Raw genomic sequence first — 17,541 nt, 5'->3', positions numbered from 1 at the left:
AAGTTATTGCTCCGACACGCCGGGCGGAATGGCAATAACTTCATGATCAACGGGGGCAAGGCGCGGGGCCGGGGGCAGGGCCGGGGCCGGGGGGTTAGGGGGTGTAATGCTGGTCGTGGGCTTGGCGGGGGGCGCAGACGGAGGCGCGGGAGCAGGAGCAGCGGGAGCCGTCCGCGTCCAGCCGGACCGTCACCGCGTCGCGGGGGACGCTGTGGCCGACGACCCGGCCGTCGCCCTCGGGCGTGGAGACCCGACTGCCGACCGCCGGGGCGGTCTCCTGGAAGCGTTGGTACAGCGGATGTTCGTACTTCAGGCAGCACATCAACCGGCCGCACGCCCCGGAGATGCGTAGCGGGTTCAGTGGAAGGTCCTGGTCCTTCGCCATCCGGATGGTCACCGGCTCGAAGTCGGTGAGGAACGTCGCGCAGCACAGGTCCCGACCGCAGGAGCCGATGCCACCCTGAACGCGCGCCGAGTCGCGTGCGGAGAGCTGGCGCAGCTCGACCCGGCAGTGCAGGGTGGCGCCCAGGTCACGGACCAGCGAGCGGAAGTCCACCCGGTGCGGGGCGGTGAAGTAGACGGTGGTGCGTTCACCCCCGCCGTCGGCGGAGCCGAGCACATGGTCGACGGCCACCACCTTCATCGGCAGGCCGTGCGAGCGGATCAGCCGTTTCGCGGCCACCTTGGCCTCGGCCTTACGGCGACGCAGCGCCTCGTCCCGGTGCAGGTCGTCGTCGCCGGCCAGCCCCACCAGTCGGGGAAAGCCGTCGGTTTCCTCGGTCACCCACTGCGCGGCCCACACGCACTCCGCCACCTCGGGCCCGTCGTCGGTGGGCACCAGCACCTTGTCGCCCACCTGCGGACGCAACTCACCGGGGTCGAGGTAGTAGAGGCGTCCGTACCGGTTGAAGCTGACCGCACAGAGCATCCCCATCCCCACACCCTACGACGGTCCACGGCCCGGGGGTGCGTCGGTCGTCGTCGAACGACTACGCCCCGCTTCCATCCATGACCGTCGACTCGACCTATTGCCGGGCGGCCCGTCGTGCCGTTGCTCCTCGCCCGGACGGTTGATTCCGGGCCCGGACAGGAGACAAGTGCGCCCCGGCGGCGTTGAGTGAAGGCAGACCTGCGGGGGGTGCAGGGGGAAGACCACGGCGTCGCCGTGGGTGCCGGCTCCGGTCCGGTGCCCGTGAGCGACGCCGTGGCCTGTCCGAGGGCAACCGCAGCCGAAACACCGGGCGGCAACCGCAGCCGAAGAGGGGGCGGCAACCGCGGCCGCGCGACGCTCGGACCGGCTACCAGCCGACCCGGGTGGGTTGGTCGTAGCGGGGTCGACCATCCATCGGCGGCCGCCACGCGGTCTCGGCGAGGCTCGGTGCCCACTGACGCAGCAACGTCTCCGCGCCGTCGTACGCGACGCAGAGCACCGCCAGCACCCGCGCGCCGATCTCAGCCGCATCGGCCACACCCGGCCCGACCGGCCCGGGGCGCGTCGACGCACCGGCGGCGGTGGCAGCGACCACGGCGACCGCTTCGGCCGAGCGGAGCACGTCGGCCAACGTGCGGGCCAGAGCGAGACGGCTGCCCTCCACCCAGTCGGCGAGCGCGTCTGCGTAGCCGGCGGTGGATTCGAGCCGCCCGACCAGGCTTTCCGGCCCCTCGTCGAGGTGCCGCAGCAGCGCTGTCCGCTGTTGCCCGTACGCCGTGGCAGCCGGGCCGGACCAGAGCACCGAGTCGGTGAGCGCGGCGGAGACGTCGTCGTACCCCCGGACCAGCCGGCGCACCGCGTGCCCGGCGCCGGCGAGCGGCGCGGGGTGGAGGTCGAGGAAGCCGCGGACCGCGTCGCCCGGCAGCACCTGCATCCGGCGCAGCAGCGGCCAGACCCGGTGCCCCTCCGGGACGCCGGCGGCGATCAGCCGGTCCACCCGGCGCAGCAGGTCGAGGCCAGGCTCGGCGAGGCGGTCCAGAGCGTCCATCATGGCTCCCCGGCGAGCCGGCGGCGGGCCGCCCGATCGACCTCGGCGTAGCGGTCGGCGGCCTCCAACACGGCCGAGGCGGCGGCGGCCAGCCGACCGGCGGCGGTGCGCGCCTCCCGGGCCCGATCGTCGGTGGCGGCGGTCCACTGCCGGTGCAGCGCGCGACCGATCTCGCCGGGGCGGCCCGGGGCGTCGGCACCGAACGCGGCCTGGGCGGGGTCGCTTGCGGTGACGGTGTGGGCGATGGCAGTGAGCGTGGCGCTCGCCTCGTCCAGTCGGGCGGAGAGCGCGCGCAGTGTGTCCATCTCAGGCTCCCGCGAGCGGTCGGTAGGCGGCGAACGTCTCGTTGTGCAGCTTTTCTCGAGCCCACTCGGCGGCATCGGCCGCCGCGGTGACCGCGGCCTGCACGGAGCCGGCCACGTCTCGCGGGCTGCGGCTGTGCAGCGGGCCGAGGAACCGGACGTCGGTGATCCGCCCACCGGCGGTGACCACCACCTCGACCAGGCCGTCCGGCGACCGGACGGTCACCTCGACGGTGGACACCGCCTGGTCGAACTCGGCCTGGAGCGACTCGATCCGGCGGTATCGCCGCACCGCCTCCTCGATCCAGGCTTCGTCGATCTCCCCCCGCGGCATCGGCCGACTCCTCCCGGATGAGCCATCACTGAGCGTGCCGTCACCGTCACCACGGCACACCGGACCGTACCGCACCGCAATCGGGCGTGTCGATGGCTGTGGACAACCGCCGGAAGCTGCGGGTCAGCCCTTCCAGAGGGCGAGCATCATCGCCTCCACCGCGATCCGCGGCTTGACGTTCGTCTCGATCGCCACCCGGCAGGCGAGCACGGCTTCCAGCCGGCGCAGCGACCCCTCGGCGTCCCACTTCTGCGCGCCAGCACCGGCCAGCGCGGCGGTGTCGGTGTGCACCGGGGCGACGGGCGCGCCCAGCGCCATGGTGAGCGCGTCCCGGTAGAAGCCGGCCAGGTCGACCAGCGCCCGGTCCAGTGCGTCCCGTTGGGCGCGGGTGGCGCGGGACTTCTGCCGCTTCTCCAACTCCTTGAGCTGCCCGGCGGCACCCCGCATCGCGCCGGCCGCGCCCCGGCCGGTGCCACCCGCGCCGAGGGCGGTCTCCAGCGCCGCCCGCTCGGCCGTGTCGGCCTCGGTGACCGACGCCTCGGCCTCCGCCTCGGCTGCCTCGATCAGCGCGGACGCCGCGTCGAACGCCGCGCCGATACCGGTCAACCGGCGCGGCACCGCGAGCACCGCCTCGCGCCGTTTGCGGGCCTCCGGGTCGCGGGCCAGCCTGCGGGCCCGCCCCACGTGCCCCTGCGCGGCCGCCGCCGCCCACTGCGCCACGTCGGGCGCGATGCCGTCCCGACGAGCCAGCACCTCGGCCACCGCGTCGGCCGGCGGCTGCCGCAGGGGTACGACCCGACAGCGCGACCGGATGGTCACCGAGATGTCGTCCGGGTGGGTGGAGGGGGCGCAGAGCAGGAAGACCGTACGCGGTGGTGGCTCCTCGATCGCCTTGAGCAGCGCGTTGCCGGCGGCCTCGGTGAGCCGGTCGGCGTCCTCGATGACCACCACCTGCCAGCGCCCGCCGGACGGGGTGCTGGCCGCCCGGAGCACCAGCGCGCGCATCTCGCTGACACCGATGGAGAGCCCCTCCGGCACCACCAGCCGGACGTCGGCGTGGGTGCCGCCCATCGTGGTGTGGCAGCCAGGGCACTCGCCGCAGCCGGTGCCGTGCACGCACTGCAGAGCGGCGGCGAACGCCCGCGCGGCGACCGAACGGCCGGAGCCGGGCGGCCCGGTGAAGATCCAGGCGTGCGTCATCCCGGCGGACGGGTCCACCCCGCCGGGATCGCCATCGCCGGCCGTGCGCGCCGACTCGGCAGCGTCGGCCGGGCCGGCGGTGATCAGCGCGGGTGTCCGGTCGGCCGCGCCAACGCGCAGCACGGCAGCCGCGGCGGCGGCGGCCCGGCGCAGCTCGACCACCGCCTCGTCCTGACCGACCAGGTCGGCGAAGACCTCCGGCATCAGGTCTTGTGCTCCATCGTCACAAGCTCCGCGTCGGATAACTCAGGCTGCACCGAGGTGTCCGGGCCCTGCGCCGGGCGCGGGTGCACGATGCCGCCCGGGCTGCCGAGCATCTCCTCGACACGCCGGACCACCAGCCCGGTGAGCGCATCGGCGGGCCGGGACGCGTCGAGAACCAGGTAACGCTTCGGGTCGGCGGCCGCGAGGTCGAGGAAGGCGTACCGGACGCGCTCGTGGAACGCGATCGACTCGGCCTCCAGCCGGTCGGTGCCGGTGTTGCGGGAAGCCACCCGGGACAGGCCGGTGCGCGGCTCGACGTCCAGCAGCACCACCAGGTCGGGCTTGAGCCCACCGGTGGCCCAGGAGGAGAGCCAGGAGACCTCGTCGACGGGCAGTGTCCGGCCGGCACCCTGGTACGCCAGGGACGAGTCGACGTACCGGTCGCTGATGACCACGCCGCCCCGGACCAGCGCGGGCCGGACCACGGCGGCCACGTGGTGTGCCCGGTCGGCGGCGTACAGCAACGCCTCGGCCCGCGGCGAGGGCGCTTCGTCGCCGGAGGTGTCCAGCACCATCGACCGGATCCGCTGCCCGACCGCGGTGGCCCCGGGCTCGCGGGTGACCACGACCTCGCGCCCCTGGCCGCGCAGCCGATCGGCGAGCGCGGCGAGCTGGGTGGACTTGCCGGCTCCCTCGCCGCCCTCGAACACCACGAACAGCCCGGCGGAGACGAACGGCTCGGAGGGCATCAGCGGACGGCCCCGGATCGAGCCCCAGAGGTCGGCCAGGACGGGGACGCCCTTCTTGTCGTCCATCTGGCCGAACGCGCTGATCCCGGCAAAGATGCCGGCGGCGCCGGCGGCGAGAAGCAGCAGCCGGGTGGAGGAGATGGAGATGCCGAGGTCGGCGATCTCCAACTTGCGGGAGCCACCGACGCCGACCAGCAGGCTGCTCAGCCCGATGGCCAGGATCAGCACCAGCCGGGTGCCGATCTGCACCACGGCGAAGACCCGACCGCGTACCTCGTCCTTGATCTCGCCGCCGAGCAGGGTGGTGCCGGCCAGGAAGGCCATGCCGGCGCCGGCACCAACCAGGATCGCGCCGACGATCGCCATGGACAGGTGGATGGCGAAGGCGAGGGTCATCACGGCGGCGCTGGCCAGGACGATGCTCATGCCGAACCAGCGGCGCCGGGACATCTCCTTGACGACCATCGGGCCGAGCCCGATGCCGAGCGCGAGGCCGATGAAGATGGCGCCGAAGAGCAGGAAGAAGGCGGCGTCGCCGGCGCCGAGCGAGGCGGCGAAGAACTTGGCCGTGCCGATCACGATGCCGCCGCCGGCGAACGCGCCGAAGATGCCGAGCACCAGGCCGCGGACGAGCCGGGTCTGGCCGATGTACTTCCAGCCCTCGGCGAACTGGCGCCGCATGCTCTGCTCGGTGCGCTGCCGTTCGCCGGTCTGCGCCTGGCTGATCTCTTTGATCCCGAACGCCACCACGAGGGCGGTGGCCAGCCGGGAGAAGGAGTTGACCCAGAGCGCGAGCTGGGCGGGCTCCGCCCAGCCGAGGTCGCCGCCGGCGACGATGGCCCGGACGCTGCGGTCGAGCGCCGCGGCCACCAGCGCCGCGAGGATCGGGGTGAGGCCGTACGTGGTGATCAGCGTGAGCTGGTTGGCCGCCTCCAGCCGGGCGCGCGGGATCAGGTTGGGGACCGCGGCCTCCTTGGCCGGGATCCAGATCAGGGTGATCGACTCGATCAGGAAGGTGGCGATGGTCGCCCAGAGGACCACCATCCCGCCGCTGGCACCGGCCAGCGCCACCATCGGGATCGACGCGAACAGGACGAACCGGAGCACGTCGCAGATGACCATCGTCCAGCGTCGGTCGAACCGGTCGGCGAGCACACCGGCGATCGGCCCGAGCACCAGCGCGGGCAGCAGCCGGATGGCGATGACGCCACCGAAGGCCGCGCCCTTCGCGGTGCTGCCCTGCACCTGGGAGGCGGCGAAGACCGAGGTGGCCAGCAGGCCGAGCCAGTCCCCGAAGGAGGCCGCGCCGAGCACGATCCAGAGCCGCCGGAACGGCCGGATCCTGAGGACCGAGCGGATGGCGGCATAACCGGACGGATCAACCTGGCCGCCGCTGGGCTGCTTGGCGGCGTTGCCCGACTGGTCCCCCGAGCGCGACACGCCGGGCGACTCGCCGCTGTTCTGGCTTTCGATGGCCGTACCTCCACGTGCCGGCCCATCGCTGGGCACCCCCGGTGAAACACTCTAGACCCGGTGGGGGGCCGCCCCACCGGCGACATTCTCCTGCTCGCTGAGCCTAGGCCGCCGGAGCCACCGGCCGCAGCCCGGACGTATGCGAGGGTGTTTCGCATTTCCCGTCGGACAGTTAGCGTGCACACGTGGCCATCGAAAGCGACAAACTTCGCGAGCGCCTGAATCGGGCGACCGACCACCTCGACCCGCCGTATGCCGTGGTCGACCTCACCGCCTTCGACGCCAACTCGGCCGCCCTGGCCGATCGCGCCGCCGGCAAGCCGGTCCGGCTGGCGAGCAAGTCGGTCCGCGCCCGGGAGCTGATCAGCCGAGCCCTCGCCCGGCCAGGCTGGCAGGGCGTGATGGCGTTCACTCTGCCCGAAGCGATCTGGCTGGTCCGGGCCGGTGTGAGCGACGACGTGCTGGTCGCCTACCCGAGCGTGGACCGCGCGGCGCTCGCCGAGCTGGCAGCCGACCCGACGCTCGCCGCCGCGATCACCCTGATGGTCGACGGCACCGGGCAACTCGACCTGATCGACGACGTCCGCGCCCCCGGGCAGCGGGCCGAGCTGCGGCTCTGTCTGGATCTGGACGCCTCCTGGCGACCGCTGCGTGGGCGGGTGCACGTCGGCGTCCGCCGGTCACCAGTGCACAGCGCACGGGCGGCCGGAGCGCTCGCCGCCACCATCGCCGGCCGGGCCGGTTTCCGGCTGGTCGGGCTCATGTCGTACGAGGCTCAGATCGCCGGCCTGGGCGACGCGCCACCGGGGCAGACGCTGCTGGCTGGCGCGATCAGGCTGACCCAGCGCGGGTCGTACCGCGAGTTGCTGGCCCGCCGGGGCGCGGCGGTGGCCGCGGTACGCGAGCACGCCGACCTGGAGTTCGTCAACGGCGGCGGCACCGGCAGTGTGGCCGCGACCAGCGCCGACCCCGCGGTCACCGAGGTCACCGCGGGATCGGGCCTGTACGGGCCGACGCTGTTCGACGCGTACCGCGCCTGGCGGCCCACCCCGGCGGCGTTCTTCGCCTGCGCGGTGGTCCGCCGGCCGACGCCGGAGTTGGCGACGGTGCTCGGCGGCGGCTGGATCGCCTCCGGTCCGGCGGCCGACAGCCGACTGCCCCGGCCGTGGCTACCGGCCGGGCTCAAATTGGTCGGCACCGAGGGTGCCGGTGAGGTGCAGACTCCGCTGTCCGGCGCGGCGGCGGCCACCCTGCGCGTCGGCGACCGGGTGTGGTTCCGACACGCCAAGGCTGGCGAGCTGTGTGAACGGGTCAACGAGCTGCACCTGGTCGAAGGAGACACGGTCGTCGCGACCGTCCCCACGTACCGGGGTGAGGGGCAGGCCTTCCTCTGACGCGCCACCCACCCCGAGCCACGCGAGCGCGACTCAGGCCGGCTGGGTCGCCTCGGCCTGAACGGCGTTGGACCGGTCGCTGTCCGGGCCGTCGACCTGGCGGTGCAGGTACTCCCGGATCAGTGCCTTCGCCTCGAGCAGCACCCGCTCGTCACCGTCGGACTTCCGTCGGAACGCGAGCTTGATCAGCGCGTCCGCCGCCTCGACCGCGATCTCCAGGACGAACCGCAGCTTCGGTACGTCGGTGAGCCCGAAACGCTCGGTGAGCACCTGGGCCAACTGGTCGGCGATCACGCCGTTGTTGTCCCGCTGCTCGTCGAGCAGGTGCAGGTCGACCACGTCGCCGAAGTGCAGAGTACGGAAGCCGGGGACGGTGCGGTGCATCGTGATGTACTCGTCGATCCCCGCGTCGACGCCATCCCACCAGTGGGTCATCTCGTCGGAGGCGAACCGCTCGTCGAGGCGCTGGAGGTAGGACTCCATCGTGCGCAGGGTCAACGCCTGCACGATCGCCCGTTTGTCCGGGAAGAACTGGTAGACCGACCCGATCGCCACTTCTGCTCGCTCGGCGAGCAGGGTCGTGGTCAGCCCCTCGTACCCCACCTCGTCGACGAGTTCGGCGCAGGCATCCAACATGCGCTGCACCCGCGCGACACTTCGACCCTGCACCGGAACGCGGCGCAGCGGCCCGGTCGTGGCGGCTGGTGTGGACACTCGGCGCCACCCCCCTTCGACGGATGAACATATCTATACGTCACGAGTCCGTGACTACCGGTACAACGAGCGGATCGCAATTGCGGTATTTACCAGGTAGAACGTTCCTGATATGAAGTCAGTTCATATTCATGAATGAGGGAGCGCGCATGGCCGGCACCGCACCGCTCACCCCCGGGTGGTCCAACTGGGCCGGCAACCAGCGTGGCAGCGCCACCGCGATCCTGCGCCCCGGCTCGCCGACGGACGTCGCAGAAGCCGTCCGATCGACCGCGGCTGCCGGCGGTCGGATCCGCGTGACCGGCAGCGGCCACTCGTTCACCGCCGTCGCGCTCGCCGACGACCGCCGGATGGACCTGTCCGATCTGGCCACCATGGTCAGCGTCGACGTAGCGCAGCGGCTGGTCACCGTACCGGCGGGAATGACCCTGCACGCACTCAACGGCCTGCTCGCCCGGCACGGTCTCGCGCTGCCCAACCTCGGTGACATCGACGCGCAGACCGTCGCTGGCGCGATCTCCACGGGCACCCACGGCACCGGCGCCGCCTACGGATGTCTGTCCACCTTCGTCGAGGCGATCACCCTGGTCACCGGCACCGGCGAGGTGCTGCGCTGCTCCGCCGACGAACATCCCGACGTCCTCGCCGCCGCCCAGGTGTCACTCGGCGCTCTCGGCGTCCTGGTCGAGGTGACCCTGCGCTGTGTGGACGCCTTCGTGCTGCACGCGCATGAACGCCCGGCCGAGCTGGCCGACGTGCTCGGCGACCTGCCCGCGCTGATCGGCGGGCACGACCATGTCGAGTTCTACTGGTTCCCCTACACCACGCGGGTCCAGGTCAAGACCAACGACCAGGTGCCCGCGAACGACCGGCCACTGTCCCGCTGGCGCGGCTGGTTGGACGACGATTTCCTCGCCAACACCGTCTTCGCGGGCGCCTGCCGGCTCGGCCGGGCCGTGCCCGCGCTGGCCCCGGGGATCAGTGCGGTCTCCGCTCGCGCCCTCACCGAGCGTCGGTACACCGGGCGCTCCGACCGGGTGTTCTGCACCCCGCGTCGGGTCCGCTTCGTGGAGATGGAGTACGGCCTGCCCCGCGAGGCGCTGCCCGAGGCGCTCGCCGCGCTCCAGCGGATCGTGGACGGGCTGCCGTTCAAGGTGCTCTTCCCGGTGGAGGTGCGGTTCACCGCCGCCGACGACATCTGGCTCTCGCACGGCTACGGGCGGGACAACGCCTACATCGCCGTGCACCAGTACGTCGGCATGCCGTACGAGCCGTACTTCCGGGCCTTCGAGGAGGTGGCCACCGGACTGGGTGGCCGCCCGCACTGGGGCAAGCTGCACTACCGCGATGCCGCCTCGCTGGCCGCCGCCTACCCCCGGTTCGCGGACTTCCAGGCCGTCCGCGACCGCCTGGACCCCCATCGCGTCTTCAGCAACCCGCACCTGACCCACGTCCTCGGCGCCTGACGGCACCCTAGAGCGCGAGAACGCCCAGATCCACGGCCTGGGCCATCGTCTCGGCGCCCCTGTCGTTGAGGTGCATGCCGTCGCCGCTGTCCAGCGCGGGGCGGATGTGGTCGGGGGCGTCCGGGTCGGCGACGGCCCGCGCCACGTCGAAGACGGCGTCGAAGGCATCGGTCGTACGGATCCAGTCGTTCACCTCCCGTCGGACGGCGAGTCCGTCGGGTGTGCTGATTCCGGGCTGGGCGCCCGCGAAGGGACCGATGGTGGCGGCGAGAATCCGCAGGCCGGCGCCGTGGGCGCGGTCGGCCAGCGCGCGGAAGCCCTCGATGAGGTCGCCGGCGCTGACCGGAGGTTCGCCCAGCATGCCGGGTAGGCCCAGATCGTTGATACCGAAGTGGACCAGAACGTGGGTCACGGCCGGTGTCGAGAGGACGTCACGGTCGAAGCGTCCCAATCCGTGTTCGCCGACGGTGTCGCGCAGGAGGCGGTTCCCGGCGATGCCCTGGTTGACGACCCATCCTCGCTCGAGACGTCGGTTGAGGACGTCGACGGAACGACGGTTCGCGCCGATCGTGGTGCCGACCCCCTCGAACCAGGAGTCGCCGAAGGCCACCGCCACGGCCGTGTCCGCCGGGGCGAGCACGTCGACACCCGAGATGAAGTAACGAGCCTCGGGCTGCTCGGTCGCTGGGAAGACGGCCGACGTGACGTGCTCCCCGGTGGCTATCAGGGCGCGTTCGGCCGGCTTGTGGGAGTGGGTGGCCAGCCCGGTCGGCTCCGGAAGGTAGAGGCTCACGACCAGATCGTCGCCGGCCACCACGGGAAGGTCGACCTGATCGGTCACGGCCTCCCCGCCAGCCGGGACGACCCACCGCCCGGCGCCGCCGACGGTGAGCACGGCCCGCCGGTCGCCAACGGCCACCGTCGCCGCCCCGATGGTCAACGGGGTACGACCGAAGCGATTCGTCAGCCGTACGCGAAGAGCGGCCCCGCCGCCGGCCAGGTGCAGCACCTGGCGAACGGTCTGGTCGGCGAAGCCACGCGGTTCGCTGAACTGGAGCTGCTCGTAGGGACTGATCACCGCCGTCCGGAAACTCGCCGCCCAGATCATGGTCGTCCCGTCGATCCGTCGACGTCCACCACGACCCGGCCTCCGGCGGAAGCCCTCTCGACCAGTTCGTGTGCCTGCGCGATCTCCGCCAGCGGCAGCCGGGCGGCGATGGGGTAGCGCAGGTCACCGGCGACCAGCGCGGCTGTCAGGTCGGCCGCCGCGGCCTGGTTCGCCGGCTCCGGGAAGTCGTCGTTGCTGAGGAACCGGACCGTGATGTTCTTGAAGCCCAGCGGCCAGAACGGGATCCGCGGCTCGGCCTCCCCGGTCGCGTACGCCGCGACCACACCGCCGTACCTCAGGATCTCCAGGTTGGTCGCGAGGTTGACGTCGAAGGCCAGCTCGGCCACCCGGTCGACCGGCTCCCCACCGGTGACGTCGAGGATCCGGGCGACCAGGTCGCCGCCGGCCGAGTCCACCGCGTGGTGCGCGCCCGCCGCCAATGCCGGCTCGATCTGCTCCGGCTTGCGGACCGTCGCGATCACCGTGGCTCCGCCCCTGCGGGCCACCGCCAACGCGGCCCGCCCGACCGCCCCGAGGGCTCCGGTGACCAGGACGCGCTGGCCGGTCACCGGCCCGTCGCCGAAGATCGCCCGGTGGGCCGTGATGCCCGGGATGCCGAGTCCGGCCGCCTGCTCGTACGGCACCTCATCGGGCAGCGTCACGGCGTGCCCGGCCGGCACCACGGTGTACTCGGCCGCCGTGCCGAACGGGCGGTACGACTGGGCGAGAAACACCCAGACCCGCTCACCGACCCGTGCCGGATCGACACCCGGCCCGACGGCGTCGATCACTCCGGCCCCGTCGCCGTGCGGCACCACCCGGGGGAACGACATGGTGGACCCCCACCAGCCCTGCCGTTTACCCAGGTCACCGACGTGGATTCCAGAGACCGACACCCGGACCCGGACCTCGCCGGCACCCGGCGACGGATCGGGCAACTCACCGACCTGGAGAACCTCGCGGGCCGGGCCCTGCCGGTCGTACCAGGCTGCGCGCATCACGCACCCACCGGGTCGGTCGTGGTGCCCTCCTCGGAGCTGATCACCTCGTCGATCAGGGCGAAGAACGCCTGGATGCCGGGTCGGTTCCCGCCCCGACGCCGGGACTCGGCGAAGTCTTCGGGCGAGGCCCAGAAGACGATGTCCAGCCACTCCCCGGCCTCGAGTCGGATCAGCCGTGCGCCGAGGAAGCCGGCACGGTCGGCCTGGAAGTCGCCCAGCATCGCCGGGCGTGCGGCCAGCAGGGCATCGGTGCGCTCCGCGGGCGCCCGGAAGCGGGTGATCTCGACGGTGGTCATCGTCCTCAATCCGTTCGGGTACTGGAATCCGCGCCCTGGACGCCCAGCATCAGCCTGAGCTGGGTGAGCAGGACGTCGCGAAAGTTCGCGGGTGACGGCGTGGCAGGGTGCTGGACGCGCGAGACGATCAGACCGGCCAGAGCCGCGAGCAGGAAGTCCGTCACCGGCTCGGCGTCGTGGGCCAGCGTGAACGCGCCCTGCTCAGCGCCCTCCCGTACGGCGGCCAGGAAGGGCGCCCGGTAACGCGTCTCCACTTCGGCACTGTAGGCGCGGAGTTCGTCGTCGCGCATCGCAGATCGCCAGAATTCGACCAGAACCTGCCGGGTGCTCTCCGAGTTGTGCAGACTCCGGTCCACCAGCGCGACCAGTCGTCGCCACGGGTCGGCTTCGGCGGCGGACACGGCTTGCAGGGCATCCACCTCCCGGTCGGTGAACACCTGCATGGCTTCGATGACCATGTCCTCGCGCGAACCGAAGTAGGTCTGGAGGGTGCTGATCGCGACCCCGGCAGCCGCTGATACGTCGGCGAACCGCGTGTTCTCGTATCCACGGGCAGCGAGCACGGCTGCCACGGCGTCGAGAACGGCGGTCCGTTTCTCTCCGCCGGCACGCCTTCTACGGGTCATCGGCACGGTTGTACGGTACGGCGGTACCGATTTGACGAGTAGGCCACGACCTTGGCTTGTGACGCGACGCACCCTCAAGCCGCGCACGGCCCCATCGGCTGCCCCGGTTGTACGGCCGCCGCCGGAAAGCAGAACGGCCCCCGGAGGGGCCGTTCACCTGAACTCGTGGCGCGGGATCACTCCGTGCTGGTGGCCGCCTTGCGCGGGGCGGCTTTCTTCGCCGGAGCCTTCTTGGCCGCCGCCTTGGCGGTCGTCGCCTTGGCCGTCGTGGTCTTCTTCGCGGCGGTGGACTTGGTGGCAGCGGCCGTCTTCTTCGTCGCCGTGGCCTTCTTGGCGGGGGCCTTCTTCGCCGCCGCCTTCTTCCGCGGCGCCGGACCCTTCGCCCGCTTCTCGGCCAACATCTCGGAGGCTTCCTCGATGGTCAGCGCCTCCGGGGTCTGCCCGCGCCGCAGCGACGCGTTGACCTCCCCGTCGGTGACGTACGGGCCGAAGCGCCCATCCTTGATCACCAGCGGCTTCTCGGTCGCCGGGTCGACACCCATCTCGCGCAGCGGCGGTGCCGCGGCCCGCCGTCCCCGGGCCTTCGGGGCGGCCAGCAGAGCCAGCGCCTCGTCCAGGCCGACCGTGAACATCTGGTCCTCGGACTCGAGCGAACGGAACTCCTCGCCCCGCTTGACGTACGGGCCGTAGCGGCCGTTGTTGGCGAAGACCTCGACGCCGTCCGGCGCGACACCGATCAGCCGGGGGAGGCTGAGCAGCTTGAGCGCCTCCTCCAGGGTCAGCGAGTCCGGTGTCTGCGTACGCAGCAGCGACGACTTCCGCTCACCGCTGGACACGTACGGGCCGAACCGGCCGGACTTGAGCACGATCGGCTCGCCGGTCGCGGGGTCGTCGCCGAGCTTGCGCTCGCCGCTGCCGCCGAGGAACAGCTCGTGCACCTTCTCCGGGGTCAGCTCGTCCGGGGCCAGGCCCTCGGGGATCGGCGCCCGGTCACCCTGGGCACCGCCCTCCTCGCCCTCGGCAGCCGGTGCCGGCTGCTCGCCGCCGGGCAGCTCCCGCTGCAGGTACGGCCCGTACCGGCCGACCCGCACGACGACCTCGCGGCCGTCATCGTCGGTGAAGAGCGGGATGGAGTTGACGCTGCGGGCGTCGATGTCGCTGAGGTTCTCGGTGACCAGCTTCTTGAGCCCGCCGGAACGGGCGATGTCCTGGTCGCCGGCACCATTGGAGCTGCCGAAGTAGAACGCGGTGAGGAAGTCGACCGCGGCGTGGTCGCCGCCGGCGATCTCGTCCAGCTCGTTCTCCATGGTGGCGGTGAAGTCGTAGTCGATCAGGCGCGGGTAGTGCCGCTCCATCAGCCCGATCACCGCGAAGGCCAGGAACGTCGGGATCATCGCCTGGCCGCGCTTGGTGACGTACCCCCGGTCCTGGATCGTCTGCATGATCGACGCGTAGGTGGACGGGCGGCCGATGCCCAGCTCTTCCAGAGCCTTGACCAGCGACGCTTCGGTGTAGCGCGACGGCGGCTGGGTGTGGTGGCCCTGGGCGGCGAGCTCGTCGGCGGTCAGCGGCTGGTCCTTGACCAGGGTCGGCAGCCGGCGCTCGGCGTCCTCGGCCTCGGCGTTCTCGTCGTCGCTGGACTCGACGTACGCGCGCAGGAAGCCCGGGTCCGTGATGGTCTTGCCGGTGGCGCCGAAGTCGGCCTCCTCCGAGGAGGTGGTGACCGCGCGGATGCGGACCGACACGCTGGAGCCGACCGCGTCGGTCATCTGCGAGGCGATGGTGCGCCGCCAGATCAGCTCGTAGAGCTTGAACTCCTCGGCGGACAACTCCTTGGCCACCTCGCCCGGGGTGCGGAAGTTGTCCCCCGCCGGGCGGATCGCCTCGTGCGCCTCCTGCGCGTTCTTCACCTTGCCGGTGTAGCGGCGCGGCTCCGGCGGCACGCTGCGCTCGCCGTACAGCTCGACGATCTGTCGACGGGCCGCCGAGATGGCGGTCTCCGACAGGTTCACCGAGTCGGTACGCATATAGGTGATGTAGCCGTTCTCGTACAGGCGCTGCGCGGTGCGCATCGTCTGCTGCGACGACAGGCGCAGCTTGCGGGCCGCCTCCTGCTGCAGGGTCGAGGTGATGAACGGCGCGTACGGGCGGCGACGGTAGGGCTTCTCCTCGACCCGGGTGACCGTGAACGGCCGTCCCTCGAGTCGGGCCGCGAGGCCCCGGGCGCCGTTCTCGTCCAGGTGCACGACACCGGCACCGGGTTTCACCCGGCCCGTGGTCGGCTCGAAGTCCTTACCGGTGGCGATCCGGTCGCCGTTCAGGGCGATCAGGGTGGCGTTGAACGCGCGCGGGCCCTCGCCGGCGTTGGCCACCGCGAGGGTGGCCAGGATGTCCCAGTATTCGGCGGTGCGGAAGGCCATCCGCTGCCGCTCCCGCTCGACCACGATGCGGGTCGCCACCGACTGCACCCGGCCGGCCGAGAGCCTCGGCATGACCTTCTTCCACAGCACCGGGGAGACCTCGTAGCCGTAGAGCCGATCGAGGATCCGCCGGGCCTCCTGGGCGTCGACCAGGTCGCGGTCGATCTCCCGGGGGTTGGCGACGGCCGCCTGGATCGCCGGCTTGGTGATCTCGTGGAAGACCATCCGCTTGACCGGGACCTTCGGCTTGAGCGTCTCGACCAGGTGCCAGGCGATCGCCTCGCCCTCGCGGTCCTCATCCGTCGCCAGGAAGATCTCGTCGACCTCCTTGGCCAGCTTCACCAGCTTGCTGATCTGCTGCTTACGGTCGGCGGAGACGACGTAGAGCGCGTGGAAGCCGTTGTCCACGTCCACCCCGAGGCGGGCCCAGGGTTCCTTCTTGTACTTGGCCGGCACATCGGCGGCGTTGCGCGGCAGGTCGCGGACGTGACCGAAGCTGGCCTCCACGACGTACCCCGGGCCAAGGTAGCCCGAGATCGTCTTGGCCTTCGCCGGTGACTCGACGATGACCAGACGGGTGGTTCCAGCGTTGCTCGGCACGTCTCTCCCCGACCTCACTCCTGCTCGTGGCCTGCCGGCGCTCGGACAGCGACCGTTTTCGACCCCGCCGTCGCACCGGCGGTCCGGATGTCCAACGTAACGCGCCGCCCGCGTTTCGGGTTTCGCGGGCCGCAAACCGCCCCGGCGCGATGGTCGACTCTCGCCCCGCCGCGCTCGGAGTGCCGGACGGCGCCACCGTACACCGTGGGTAGGGCTCGAAGCGGGTCACTGTGACGATGGCGGACCCACGGCCGAGGTCCGACCCGCCCGTTTTCCGCCTGGATCGGCCCGCCGGCTGTCCGGCACCGGACACCCGGCCGTCGCCCCGGCAGGGTCGGCAACCTGGGCGAAATGACCGGTTCAGGGTCGAGTCGGCCAGCCGTCGGCGGGTGCTGCGGGAGGTGCCCCGCCGACCAGTTCGGCGAGCCGGCCCAGCCGTCGGCGGCCGGTGATCCGGAACGCCGGGCCACCCTCACCTGGGCTGACCAGCGTGCCAGCGAGCCCGGCCGCCGCGAGCGCGACTCCGATCCGCTCCCAGCACTCCGCGTCGTCCGCGCCGAGCCGCAACAGGAAGCCGCCGGGTGGCTCCGGCGTCCCGGCGGCGGCGAGCCACAGCCGCAGCCGCCGGCCGGTCAGGTGAAAGGTGGCCGGCGGGCGCTTCGCCGGACCGTGCAGCCAGGCCGCCGCGAGCGGCTTCAAGACCCGCGTGTACGACGTGCGCACGGCGTGTCGCTCGCCCTCGGTCGGCTCCCAGCTCGCCGCCAGCCCACGCGACGCCAGTTCGGCGACGAGCACGTGCACCCGCCAGGCGGCGTCCACCTGCACCGAGAGGCGGGCGGTGCCGCCCATGCGTACCACCTCGCCCGGCCCGGCGAGCAGCCCGGCCAGGTCGGCGACCGTCGGTTCGGCCGCCTCCGCGCCGAAGAAGACAAGCTGCCGGCCCGCGTCCTCGGTCTGCGCCGGGCCGGGATGGGCCGACCCACCACGGCGGCGCGAGGCGCCGGACGCCGACGTGCCTGGTGTCGGCTCGCCGGGCTCGGGGGCGGGAAACAGCGCCGGTGGCTGTGCCACCGGGGAATCGCCGAGCCCGCTCAGCGACACTCCGGCACCTCGTCGAAGGCCTGTTTCAACTCCTCGGAGTTGAGCTTGCTGGTGTCCAGCGCGCTCGCGTCGTACTCCGTGTTGAGGGTCTCCACCGCGGCCCGCACACCGTCGTAGAAGACGGTCGGCTCGCCGATGCCCAAGCCGTCGATGGTGTCGCGGGCCCGGCCGTAGGCGTCCCGCATCTTCCCCAGTGAGCTGCGGAAACCGGCGGAGATGGCCTCGCCGTTGTCGGTCTCCGGGACGCCGGCCTGCTCCACCTTGCGGCGTGCGGCCTCGCTGGCCTGCTCGGCCCCACCGAAGAGCCGCACCAGGTTCTCCTTGGCCTGTGCCGGCGTGGTCTGCGCGGTCATCTGTTCGTCCGTGCTGCTGGTCAACTTGCTGATCTCGGAGCGCCACGGGGTGAGCGCCCCGCAGACCGAGGCCGCCCAGGCCCGTGGGCTGGGGCCTCCACCGCAGCCGGCAAGGACGACGACAACCGTGGCCAGGACCACCGTGAGCTTTCCGGCGGCAGACGCCCGGCACGTACGCATGCGTTGCAGCGTACGGCCTTTGGGCAGGTGTGGCACCGGGC

At 72.2% G+C, this 17,541-nt stretch carries 16 protein-coding genes; 2 read left to right on the top strand and 14 right to left on the bottom strand.

Annotated features, from left to right (window positions below):
- Positions 1 to 94: 94 nt before the first annotated feature.
- From HNR20_RS16330 to tmk, 6 genes are all read right to left on the bottom strand, one after another.
- Positions 95 to 934, bottom strand: a complete 840-nt coding sequence (locus HNR20_RS16330; protein WP_184180788.1) for a PSP1 domain-containing protein — start codon at positions 932 to 934, stop codon at positions 95 to 97.
- A 364-nt stretch (positions 935 to 1,298) separates the two neighbouring features.
- Positions 1,299 to 1,979 (bottom strand): hypothetical protein, encoded by a 681-nt coding sequence (locus tag HNR20_RS16325; RefSeq protein ID WP_184180785.1) that lies wholly within the window; start codon positions 1,977 to 1,979, stop codon positions 1,299 to 1,301.
- A complete protein-coding gene (locus HNR20_RS16320) occupies positions 1,979 to 2,284 on the bottom strand; it encodes a hypothetical protein (protein ID WP_184180783.1) in 306 nt (101 codons plus the stop codon). Before HNR20_RS16320 ends, HNR20_RS16325 begins: the two co-directional genes overlap by 1 nt.
- A 1-nt stretch (position 2,285) precedes the next feature.
- Positions 2,286 to 2,615: a YbaB/EbfC family nucleoid-associated protein gene (locus HNR20_RS16315; protein WP_053659404.1), complete on the bottom strand. Its 330-nt coding sequence runs from the start codon at positions 2,613 to 2,615 to the stop codon at positions 2,286 to 2,288.
- A gap of 123 nt (positions 2,616 to 2,738) precedes the next feature.
- Positions 2,739 to 4,019, bottom strand: a complete 1,281-nt coding sequence (locus tag HNR20_RS16310; protein WP_184180781.1) for a DNA polymerase III subunit delta' — start codon at positions 4,017 to 4,019, stop codon at positions 2,739 to 2,741.
- A complete protein-coding gene (tmk, locus tag HNR20_RS16305) occupies positions 4,019 to 6,109 on the bottom strand; it encodes a dTMP kinase (protein ID WP_268240251.1) in 2,091 nt (696 codons plus the stop codon). The genes HNR20_RS16310 and tmk overlap by 1 nt, the downstream gene beginning before the upstream one ends.
- Before the next feature lie 317 nt (positions 6,110 to 6,426).
- Between tmk and HNR20_RS16300 the strand changes: the two genes are divergently transcribed.
- Positions 6,427 to 7,635 (top strand): amino acid deaminase/aldolase, encoded by a 1,209-nt coding sequence (locus HNR20_RS16300; protein ID WP_184180779.1) that lies wholly within the window; start codon positions 6,427 to 6,429, stop codon positions 7,633 to 7,635.
- A 33-nt stretch (positions 7,636 to 7,668) separates the two neighbouring features.
- Here the strand turns inward: HNR20_RS16300 and HNR20_RS16295 are convergent, their stop codons facing one another.
- A complete protein-coding gene (locus HNR20_RS16295; RefSeq protein WP_184188533.1) occupies positions 7,669 to 8,271 on the bottom strand; it encodes a TetR/AcrR family transcriptional regulator in 603 nt (200 codons plus the stop codon).
- 227 nt (positions 8,272 to 8,498) lie between these two features.
- Here HNR20_RS16295 and HNR20_RS16290 point away from each other — a divergent pair, with 227 nt between their 5' ends.
- Positions 8,499 to 9,815 carry a D-arabinono-1,4-lactone oxidase gene (locus HNR20_RS16290; protein WP_184180777.1) on the top strand — a complete coding sequence of 439 codons (1,317 nt, stop codon included), beginning with the start codon at positions 8,499 to 8,501 and terminating at the stop codon, positions 9,813 to 9,815.
- 7 nt (positions 9,816 to 9,822) lie between these two features.
- Here the strand turns inward: HNR20_RS16290 and HNR20_RS16285 are convergent, their stop codons facing one another.
- The 7 genes from HNR20_RS16285 to HNR20_RS16255 form a co-directional block, all read right to left on the bottom strand.
- Positions 9,823 to 10,923, bottom strand: coding sequence for a GDSL-type esterase/lipase family protein (locus HNR20_RS16285; RefSeq protein ID WP_184180775.1), 1,101 nt, complete (start codon positions 10,921 to 10,923; stop codon positions 9,823 to 9,825).
- Positions 10,920 to 11,921 (bottom strand): NADPH:quinone reductase, encoded by a 1,002-nt coding sequence (locus HNR20_RS16280; RefSeq protein WP_184180772.1) that lies wholly within the window; start codon positions 11,919 to 11,921, stop codon positions 10,920 to 10,922. Before HNR20_RS16280 ends, HNR20_RS16285 begins: the two co-directional genes overlap by 4 nt.
- Positions 11,921 to 12,220 (bottom strand): antibiotic biosynthesis monooxygenase, encoded by a 300-nt coding sequence (locus HNR20_RS16275; protein ID WP_184180770.1) that lies wholly within the window; start codon positions 12,218 to 12,220, stop codon positions 11,921 to 11,923. The genes HNR20_RS16280 and HNR20_RS16275 overlap by 1 nt, the downstream gene beginning before the upstream one ends.
- Positions 12,221 to 12,225: 5 nt before the next feature.
- Positions 12,226 to 12,846 (bottom strand): TetR/AcrR family transcriptional regulator, encoded by a 621-nt coding sequence (locus HNR20_RS16270; protein WP_229687051.1) that lies wholly within the window; start codon positions 12,844 to 12,846, stop codon positions 12,226 to 12,228.
- 176 nt (positions 12,847 to 13,022) lie between these two features.
- Positions 13,023 to 15,866: a type I DNA topoisomerase gene (gene topA / locus HNR20_RS16265; RefSeq protein WP_184180766.1), complete on the bottom strand. Its 2,844-nt coding sequence runs from the start codon at positions 15,864 to 15,866 to the stop codon at positions 13,023 to 13,025.
- A 360-nt stretch (positions 15,867 to 16,226) separates the two neighbouring features.
- Positions 16,227 to 16,967: a hypothetical protein gene (locus HNR20_RS16260; RefSeq protein ID WP_184180764.1), complete on the bottom strand. Its 741-nt coding sequence runs from the start codon at positions 16,965 to 16,967 to the stop codon at positions 16,227 to 16,229.
- Entirely contained in the window at positions 16,958 to 17,500 is a 543-nt protein-coding gene (locus HNR20_RS16255; protein WP_184180762.1) for a hypothetical protein, read from the bottom strand. Before HNR20_RS16255 ends, HNR20_RS16260 begins: the two co-directional genes overlap by 10 nt.
- Positions 17,501 to 17,541: the final 41 nt, after the last annotated feature.

The organism is Micromonospora parathelypteridis (assembly GCF_014201145.1).
GTDB lineage: Bacteria > Actinomycetota > Actinomycetes > Mycobacteriales > Micromonosporaceae > Micromonospora > Micromonospora parathelypteridis.
Note: the sequence above shows the minus strand (reverse complement) of the source record. Positions and strands in the feature narration are given on the sequence as shown.

Bases quoted from the DNA above. Each gene is read 5' to 3' on its own strand.
- HNR20_RS16310 (WP_184180781.1), bottom strand. From the start codon at position 4,019: ATGCCGGAGGTCTTCGCCGACCTGGTCGGTCAGGACGAGGCGGTGGTC.
- HNR20_RS16270 (WP_229687051.1), bottom strand. From the start codon at position 12,846: ATGACCCGTAGAAGGCGTGCCGGCGGAGAGAAACGGACCGCCGTTCTC.
- HNR20_RS16295 (WP_184188533.1), bottom strand. From the start codon at position 8,271: ATGTTGGATGCCTGCGCCGAACTCGTCGACGAGGTGGGGTACGAGGGG.
- HNR20_RS16330 (WP_184180788.1), bottom strand. From the start codon at position 934: ATGGGGATGCTCTGTGCGGTCAGCTTCAACCGGTACGGACGCCTCTAC.
- HNR20_RS16320 (WP_184180783.1), bottom strand. From the start codon at position 2,284: ATGGACACACTGCGCGCGCTCTCCGCCCGACTGGACGAGGCGAGCGCC.
- HNR20_RS16290 (WP_184180777.1), top strand. From the start codon at position 8,499: ATGGCCGGCACCGCACCGCTCACCCCCGGGTGGTCCAACTGGGCCGGC.
- HNR20_RS16315 (WP_053659404.1), bottom strand. From the start codon at position 2,615: ATGCCGCGGGGGGAGATCGACGAAGCCTGGATCGAGGAGGCGGTGCGG.
- HNR20_RS16280 (WP_184180772.1), bottom strand. From the start codon at position 11,921: ATGCGCGCAGCCTGGTACGACCGGCAGGGCCCGGCCCGCGAGGTTCTC.
- HNR20_RS16255 (WP_184180762.1), bottom strand. From the start codon at position 17,500: ATGCGTACGTGCCGGGCGTCTGCCGCCGGAAAGCTCACGGTGGTCCTG.
- HNR20_RS16285 (WP_184180775.1), bottom strand. From the start codon at position 10,923: ATGATCTGGGCGGCGAGTTTCCGGACGGCGGTGATCAGTCCCTACGAG.
- HNR20_RS16275 (WP_184180770.1), bottom strand. From the start codon at position 12,220: ATGACCACCGTCGAGATCACCCGCTTCCGGGCGCCCGCGGAGCGCACC.
- HNR20_RS16325 (WP_184180785.1), bottom strand. From the start codon at position 1,979: ATGGACGCTCTGGACCGCCTCGCCGAGCCTGGCCTCGACCTGCTGCGC.